At 35.1% G+C, this 8,067-nt stretch carries 9 protein-coding genes; 3 read left to right on the plus strand and 6 right to left on the minus strand.

What is annotated here, in order from left to right; genetic code table 11:
* Positions 1-16 precede the first annotated feature (16 nt).
* Positions 17-256: a BhlA/UviB family holin-like peptide gene (locus AC075L_RS19080; RefSeq protein ID WP_055060199.1), complete on the minus strand. Its 240-nt coding sequence runs from the start codon at positions 254-256 to the stop codon at positions 17-19.
* A 300-nt stretch (positions 257-556) separates the two neighbouring features.
* On the opposite strand from AC075L_RS19080, the gene AC075L_RS19085 reads away from it, so the two are divergent.
* Positions 557-1,081 (plus strand): RNA polymerase sigma factor, encoded by a 525-nt coding sequence (locus AC075L_RS19085; protein ID WP_119243399.1) that lies wholly within the window; start codon positions 557-559, stop codon positions 1,079-1,081.
* Between the two features lie 52 nt (positions 1,082-1,133).
* Here AC075L_RS19085 and lanM read toward each other — a convergent pair whose 3' ends face one another.
* The 5 genes from lanM to AC075L_RS19110 are packed head-to-tail and all read right to left on the minus strand — an operon-like array spanning position 1,134 to position 6,731.
* Entirely contained in the window at positions 1,134-3,794 is a 2,661-nt protein-coding gene (lanM, locus tag AC075L_RS19090) for a type 2 lanthipeptide synthetase LanM (RefSeq protein ID WP_476388036.1), read from the minus strand.
* A gap of 36 nt (positions 3,795-3,830) precedes the next feature.
* Entirely contained in the window at positions 3,831-3,971 is a 141-nt protein-coding gene (locus tag AC075L_RS19095; RefSeq protein WP_154108151.1) for a hypothetical protein, read from the minus strand.
* The gene (locus AC075L_RS19100; protein WP_118592738.1) at positions 3,961-5,460 is read right to left on the minus strand and encodes a sensor histidine kinase; all 1,500 of its coding nucleotides are present in this window, start codon (positions 5,458-5,460) and stop codon (positions 3,961-3,963) included. Before AC075L_RS19100 ends, AC075L_RS19095 begins: the two co-directional genes overlap by 11 nt.
* Positions 5,461-5,463: 3 nt before the next feature.
* The gene (locus tag AC075L_RS19105) at positions 5,464-6,171 is read right to left on the minus strand and encodes a LytR/AlgR family response regulator transcription factor (RefSeq protein ID WP_118592737.1); all 708 of its coding nucleotides are present in this window, start codon (positions 6,169-6,171) and stop codon (positions 5,464-5,466) included.
* A 5-nt stretch (positions 6,172-6,176) separates the two neighbouring features.
* Positions 6,177-6,731, minus strand: coding sequence for a hypothetical protein (locus tag AC075L_RS19110; protein ID WP_025579787.1), 555 nt, complete (start codon positions 6,729-6,731; stop codon positions 6,177-6,179).
* 118 nt (positions 6,732-6,849) lie between these two features.
* Between AC075L_RS19110 and AC075L_RS19115 the strand changes: the two genes are divergently transcribed.
* On the plus strand, positions 6,850-7,185 hold the full coding sequence (locus tag AC075L_RS19115) for a helix-turn-helix domain-containing protein (protein WP_025579785.1): 336 nt from the start codon (positions 6,850-6,852) through the stop codon (positions 7,183-7,185).
* 187 nt (positions 7,186-7,372) lie between these two features.
* The coding region (locus AC075L_RS19120; protein ID WP_476388037.1) for an endolysin-like domain-containing protein at positions 7,373-8,067 on the plus strand (695 nt) is incomplete at its 3' end.

Raw genomic sequence — 8,067 nt, forward strand, 5'->3', positions numbered from 1 at the left:
TTTTATACCTGAATTTTTACTCCTGCTTATGCTTACCAAAAAGATTCTCTTTGATTTCTGATAAATCACTTTGTACCTGATGTAAAATCTCTAATTTCTCTGTCAGTTTCTCTATTACAGACTGATAATTTTTTTCCCGCTCTTCCTGTTTCTCATCTCGTTTTTCATTTGATTTCACAATATAAACCAAAAGAAATACCGCCAGCACTGCCCAGATTCCATGCGAAACTGCCACATTCATAACCGTTGTTTCCATAGTTCACCTCCCTCCTCTTAATCTTCTTTTATTACGCATTTTTTCTATATTCCATCCACTAAAAGTCTTTTCTGGTCTTATTATTACCGTTCCAATTTAAGTCACAGTTTTATTCTCTACAATTATTCTACCAATCTCTTTTTACCATATATTTTTTCTCCTCTTATCATTAATTTGAATTTGCAAACTCACTTAATAAAGAGTTTTTTCTCTTCCATTTGTAAACTCACAATTTTTTTCTTTTTTAGTTTCTGATCAGCAGTTTTCTTACTACTTCCCCTAAAAAGGAGGTAGATACCTATGAAAACACTGACAGAACTTATCCAAAATTATCAAAATGGTATCCCAAATTCAGACAGTGAAATTCTCAAACGTATGGAACCGCTTGTGAAAGGATATGCATCCCGGATTCACTGCATGGAACGCGAAGATTCCATACAGGAATTGTATCTTACTCTGTTAAAGACATTGCCATATTTAAGTTCTTCATCCTCAGAAGGTGAATGTATCAGATACATGCAGACCTCTGTCGAAAACAGATATCGTTCCCTTTGCCGCAGTTGTCTTTCCGAACCTGAAAAAGATGATTTTGATTCTTGTTCTGTTTCATTACAGGCTCCCGACAGTTTTGATGACACCTATTATGATGTAACCGCATATATCAACTCTTACCCTTCGGACAGTGTCCAGAGAAAAATTCTGTCCATGTACTTTTATCAGGATAAAAGCGATGCCCAGATTGCTCAGAAACTGAAGCTGTCCCGCCAGTACGTCAATCGGATGAAGAAGAAACTAATTCTCAGATATATTTCCGAAAACAAATAAAAGAAACACCTGCTGACCATAAATTTACAGTCTTCAGGTGTTCCCTTAGTTTTCATATAATTTCCATTAATGCCATTCCCGTACCGGAAATGCCATTCATAAAAGCCAGATTCAGATATTCTGTCCCAGATATTTTAGCCGGGTGATCCAGTTGAAATAAAAGGCAGTCACATAACGCCTCATATTGCTCCTTCATTTTTTTATTACCATATTTTCGAAGATACTTCTTCATAATAAGTAAATTCCCGGACATCCCATGACACAGACAAATTTTTTCATCCTGTTCTCCATAAAACAAAGAATCTGCAGCATTTAACCTGTCTTTTTTAATCTGCATATCCTCAGGAAACAGCTCCTCCAGTTTCATTCGTGAAAGCAGGTTTCCCGGCGCCCCATGGCACCATGCATTCATGAAGCTTTCCCCTGAACTCTCTCGTAAATCCTTCCAGTTTCCGGCTTTCTCTGAGTACAGAGAATCCTCATATCTCAGCAAAAGCTGTATTTTATCAGCATATTCCACTTTATGATCACATTCATACAACATTGCATAAGCCATCATAAATCCACTGTTGCCATGAGACATTCCAGCCAGCGGTCCGTCTGTTCCTTTTAATCTCCATCCGTATCCATTTCCGGTTTCCTGTCCTTTCTTCCACAAATCTTTTTCCATATCTGCCGCTATTTCATAATATTTCAGATTTCCGGTTTCTTTATATAACATCACTGCCACTACAATAGCTCCGGCATTTCCGCTCAGATAATCCAGTTGTGAATCTTCTTTCCATACCCTCTCAATAATGCTGAAATGCTTTTCCGCATAAATCATCCACACTCTTTTTCCTGTAAGTTTAAACAGATAAAGATAGGTATATACCACCGAGCTTTCTCCATTTACAATACCTGTCAGAAGATTTTTATCATAAATCTGTTTTTTGTGTATTTCATCTGTATAAGCTTTCAATCTCAAAACAGCAAGATGATAAATTTCTTCTGCACTTGCATTCTTTTCTTCAAAATCATGAAGATATTTTGCAAGAAACAAGACTATCCCGGATATTCCATCATATAAATATATTCCACCTGATCTGAGATTCCAGTGACCATTATCCCAGAATTGCAGACCCGCCCAGCCGGCGCTCTGTTCCCGGATAATTGCTCTGCTGCAGATTCGATGAACTATCTTTCTGATCTGACTGTATATTTTGCGCTCTTTATCTGTGTCATATCCCTTTATCCTGGTCGGAAACATCTTTTTCTTTCCATCAGATGCCTTCAGCATTTCCATGGACAGCCTGATATAATCACACTGACATTCCATATCAGAGTAACTCATCTGCTTCATATGCATTCGCCATGACTCATAAGGAGTACAGGGCAGATATTCTTTATGTTCTCCGCCATTTCCATCATAAACAGATCTGCTGTTCGCATCAATCTCAAAGCAGGGTATATCCATTTCCAGAAGACTCTCAATTTCATAATCATGAATCCCCTTCATAAAAGAAGATTCCCCCTCTTTGTGAATCACATTCAAAAGAGCTTTCCTGCATTCTCTTGACTTCATATAATCCGGATGAAACGAAGCCATAAGATACATTGCATACTGTTGGGTATGCCGCAGTACAACTCTGGAACGTCCGTCAAAAAAGCCGGACAACATCACCTCCACTTTCTTATCTGCCATTGCCACCATGTACGCTCTGCAAAATCCTCTGATAATGCATTCCGTATAATCTGCCGCATTGATAACCTGATCATTTAGTCTTACAATGCATTCCTTTATCTGCATTTCCACAGGTTCATATTCTATGTGGATATCAGATGTTTTATCATCCTTTACCACAGGAAGTTTAAACGGTGTTTTTATCTTTTCCTCTGTTCCCATTGCACTTATAAGAACTCCTCTGTTTCCTCTGCCCCATGTGAGAACAGGGAGCATTCCTGTATGTATAACCGAATTTGCCAATTTTATTTCTGTACTTTTGTTTATTTTTTCTTCTACACTACTTCCGTCTTTCTCTGATTGTTGTTTTAAATATCCCGGATATGTCTCCATATCGATAATCACAGGATATTCTCCATGTGCGATAATATTTTCACCATGAAGATCTGTTGCTCCAAGGGCATATCCCAAAAACAGATGTATGCCCATTCTGAAATAATAATGCTCCACCTCGCTTTCGTTTTTACAGGGAATATTCTCAATTTTTTCTTCCCATCCATAGGAATCATGAGATAAATACCGTACCGTCCTGCAGGAAATTCCTGTTTTTCTGCATAAATAGTTATAAAGTTCCTGATATTTTATATTCTTATCAAGACTATGTGGCTTATAGTACAGAATTGTTCCATTATCCAATTCTACCTTCGCCACACTTCGTCCTCCTCTGTGTATATCGCCTTTCGACATGTAAATTCCCACAGTCCCGGAAAACTTTCTTCCATCACAGAATATTTTTTGTATCTGTTCTTTTTCTGCATAAAGAGATTTCCTGATTTCACATTCTGCTCTCTGGATAGAGTTATTTTTCAATTCAAGCAGACGTTTTAACTCGGGATATTCCTGCAGTAAAGATTTTACATATGTTGCATTGTTAAGATATTTTTTTTCATAATAATCATATTGTTCTTTTACGTTATTACCCCGAAGATCATGGTTGGTTTTTTTTCGATATATATCAAATATTACTATTCGTTGAATAATGTTTATCAATTTAATATACTTCCTACTGTTAGTTACTGTTTTTTACTAATGACAGCAAAATAGTGAATTAACTGATCCAAGCATTGTCAACAGACTCTCCTCGATTTCTTCTAAAATGTCCAGTTTTTCAATTTCTTCTAATTCTTTATTTATATCTCCTATAAAGTTCTTTTCATTATTTTTCATAAATATTCTCCATTATACTTATATCATCTTCAATGATTACATGAGTTTCAAAAAATGAATTATCATACTTAAAATTTAATTCTCCATTATATTTTTCTAATATCTTTTTTACGCTTTTTATTCCCCAGCCATGAATATCTTTTTCCTTTTTCTCCGTCAAAAAGTCATCTCCAACCATCGTTGGTTTCGATATACTTGAATTTTTAATTTTAATCCCAAATATATCATTTATATTATATATTTTAAATACAATATACCTTTCACCTTTTCTACATTTGACAGCAGATTCAATTGCATTATCTAAAAGATTTCCCATCATCATAATAAAATCTAATTCTTCCATCGGAATCTTTTCAACCTGAGAATTTATTTTAAATTCAATTTCCTGTTCTCTCATTTTCTCAATTTTTATATTCAACATAAAATCCAATGTAGATATTCCAGTCCATATTGCCTTATCTTTTGTAAATGTTAGTTCTTTATAACCTCGTAGAATTTTTTTAGCTTCTTTTATATCCCTATTATCTAAACATTCATTTAAATATAAAATCATATGTTTTTCATCATGCAATAGACATCGATATTTGTCATATGATTTTTTTAATTCTTTATATTGTTCTGTCATTGTTTCAAATCGCATATTTAGAATATTTTTTTCTGATTTGATTAGTCTTTCCTGCATTTTTAAATATACAAACAACAAACCTAAAACCAATATCATCAAGACAATTAATGTAATTGTCAGATTGTTTTCTGTTATTTTTCCTTCACCAAAATGCATTAAAATACTTAGAACATATACCTCAGCACATGTCATAATAAATAAATACTTTTTATGTTCCTTCAACAACGGATTTATCCATCTTGATATACAAATGTACTTATTCATGAGCAGAATCATACTGTATATAATAATCACATAAAGAATTTCGCTATATAAATGTTCACGTGGCCATAAAAAAAAGTCAATAAAACTTCTATTCTTAAAAGTTCCTACATAGGCTACATATGGTTCTTTTAGCAATGCTATATTCGCTAAATAGATTATTTCCCACAAATAAGCATCCCACAAACTGCATTGATAAAATATATACAAATATAAAACAGGAACTATGTTTCCCAACAATATCATAATTATTGATTGATAAGAATTCCAATATTGACATTCAAGTTGAGCAAGCATCAATATAAATCCTATTACTTTTATTAAATCCCACTCTTTACATCTTACAATAAATATAGTCATTCCTAATATACCAGATAAATAGAATGCGATTATGCATCCTAAATATCCATGAATTCTATTTACATGCAAAAAAAGCTTAGGATATGTATATGCCCCTATCATTATCCATAAATACATTAACCACATCGAAAAATATTGCTTTCTCTTCAGTACCTTCCGCTTCGGAAACATCTGCCCAAATATCCAGACACCTATCCCAGTCTCCATAAACGTTGCCAGTCCATACAATAAAACTTTAAGCATTCTTCATACCCCCCAGTAATTCAGAATTGCTTCTCTGACACCTTTGAATCTTTCTCTGCCAACTGTAATAATATTACCGTCCCGCATATAAAGATCCCTTCCTTTCATCTTCATCACATGTTGGATGTTTGCAAGATATCCTCTGTCAGATATAATAAATTCTTTTGAATTCAGTTCTTTTTCTACTGTTGACAGACTTGCTCTGATCTTTACTTCCCCACGCCTGTGCACAAAAATCACATATTTTCCTTCTTTTTTCATATAGAAAATATCAGAATATGCCAGTTTTTCAACTTCGTTTCTTTTATTTATGATATAGTACCGCTCTTCTTTCTCCATAATTACAGGAAGAAGCGCATCATAAGCCTGCGAAAGTTTTTCCTTCAGACACTCTTTGGGGATATAACGATAGGTGTTTACCTCATATGCTTCTATTGCATAATCCACAAAATTTGTAATAAATATAATAACCGGATCCGGATAAAGTCTGCGTATCTCTCTTGCTGCCTCTATTCCGTTTTCTCCCGGCATCCGGATATCCAGAAGATACATATCGAATTTTTCTTCCTTCAATCCCAGCAGAAACCATTCCACATTCTGGTATGTCGTTACCGTACAATCTATATTTTTCTCTGCAAAATAGTGTTCTGTAATCTCCTTTTCTTTTTTCAGATACATTTCGTCATCATCCAGAATCATTATTCTTATCATAGCAATTATTCCTCCATGAATGTATAAAATCTGAATTTCTTCACATCATAAAAATAACTTTCATCCTTATTGATGACCAGCTCATAAACCTCGATATCCCCTTTGGTTGTCACATCAGTTCTGTGATACTGATAAATGTATCTGCCTTCCTCATGGTTTTTTACCTTTCTGATGATATCATCCACCAGTTCTCCGATTGTCATCGGACTGTCTCTGGAAGGTCTCCATCTTCCAATCATACCACGAACCTGTGACTTGGTCAGTTTAATTCTCTTTCCAAGAAGATATCCTTTCGGGAAAAAGTCTTCTCTGGTCTTTCCTGTCTTTTTTAATATCTCACGTATTGTCTTATTTTCTTCATCTAAAGCAAATCCCATATTAGCATAAGCCTGCATATGAAGCAACGCTAATTCGAGATATTTACTGTTTTCAGATTCTTTATTCCATAACAGTAATTTGTCCAGACTTTTATATACAGTTTCTCTGATTGTAATTCCCTGATTTTGCAAAGTCTGCAAAGAAAACATCATGGTATACAAATCCTTTGTATATTCGTCCATATTCCTATATTCCTCCTGTCATAAAACATATCAAATTTGATTAGTCACTTGTCATTTATATCCTTATACATATTTAATTCCGTCTGTTAAACTTTATCAAAGGAAAGGATTTTTATTTATGAAAAACAATACTATCGGAAAAAGAATTGCAGAAGCTCGGATCAACAGGAATATTACCCAGGAACACCTGGAAGAATTAAGTGGTTTATCTGTAAGTACGATCAGCCGGATTGAAACAGGTAAGTATATGCCTACTATCGAAAATCTCCTTAAGCTTTCTGAAATTCTTGATGTGGGACTTGACTATTTTCTTTATGATCTGCTTCCTCATAATAAAGATATTCAAAGCCCGGCTATTCAGGATGCGATTTCAATCATGAATCAAATGGGTGAACGCCAGACTGAATACATTGTAAAAATACTGAAAATATATCAGGCCTCTCATCAGGATTAAATATAATTACAATTCGACAATTTTCGTGTTTTTGTCCTCGAAAAGCATTTTTCTGACCTCGAAGCAACAATCAGGAAATGCTTTTTATTTTTTTCTATTTCATGTTTACATTTTTCCCTTTTCTCACTCTTTATAAGATGTATCACCGGTGAGCAAATAAATAATCAAATTTCAGGAGGATAAAAAAATGACAAAAACAGAAAAAGCAGTAACATGGGCAATTAAAATCGCAAACGATCCGGCACACGGATATGATCAGGATAACAGATGGGGACCGGACTACGATTGTTCTTCACTGGTAATCTCCGCATGGCAGCAGGCTGGTGTTCCTGTAAAAACAAAAGGAGCCACTTATACAGGAAATATGAAATCCGTTTTTCTGTCCTGCGGCTTTAAGGATGTAACTTCCAAAGTTAATCTCAGCACAGGAAGTGGCATGAAACGTGGCGATGTATTATTAAACATCGCAAGTCATACAGTAATGCACATTGGTAATGGTCAGGTGGTATCTGCCAGCAAAAATGAAAATAATGGATATCATGGTGGTAAACCCGGAGATCAGAGCGGAAAAGAGATCAAACTTCAGAGTTATTACAATTTCCCCTGGGATTGCGTTCTCCGTTATACTGAAGATTCTTCAACTACTGATCCTGATCCTGAACCTCAGCCAACTGCAGGAAATGCAAAAATCCGCAAAGGTCAGGGTTATGCCAATAAATTCGCCAATGCAGGAATCTCTATTACCGGAAAAAGAGACGCTGCTACCAAAAAAGCAGGCGTTAAAGTTCTTCAGACAGCTCTGAACAGGGATTATGGTGCCGGTCTGGATGTAGACGGTATCTGGGGAACAAACACAGACAATGCTCTTGGACAGCATTATGT

The sequence above is a fragment of the Blautia sp. ZXY-1-B12 genome (genome assembly GCF_056339915.1).

What these genes read in the sequence shown, in the direction of transcription:
- AC075L_RS19080 (WP_055060199.1), bottom strand. Translation starts at nt 256, where the DNA reads ATGGAAACAACGGTTATGAATGTGGCAGTTTCGCATGGAATCTGGGCA.
- AC075L_RS19085 (WP_119243399.1), top strand. Translation starts at nt 557, where the DNA reads ATGAAAACACTGACAGAACTTATCCAAAATTATCAAAATGGTATCCCA.
- AC075L_RS19095 (WP_154108151.1), bottom strand. Translation starts at nt 3,971, where the DNA reads ATGAAAAATAATGAAAAGAACTTTATAGGAGATATAAATAAAGAATTA.
- AC075L_RS19100 (WP_118592738.1), bottom strand. Translation starts at nt 5,460, where the DNA reads ATGCTTAAAGTTTTATTGTATGGACTGGCAACGTTTATGGAGACTGGG.
- AC075L_RS19105 (WP_118592737.1), bottom strand. Translation starts at nt 6,171, where the DNA reads ATGATAAGAATAATGATTCTGGATGATGACGAAATGTATCTGAAAAAA.
- AC075L_RS19110 (WP_025579787.1), bottom strand. Translation starts at nt 6,731, where the DNA reads ATGGACGAATATACAAAGGATTTGTATACCATGATGTTTTCTTTGCAG.
- AC075L_RS19115 (WP_025579785.1), top strand. Translation starts at nt 6,850, where the DNA reads ATGAAAAACAATACTATCGGAAAAAGAATTGCAGAAGCTCGGATCAAC.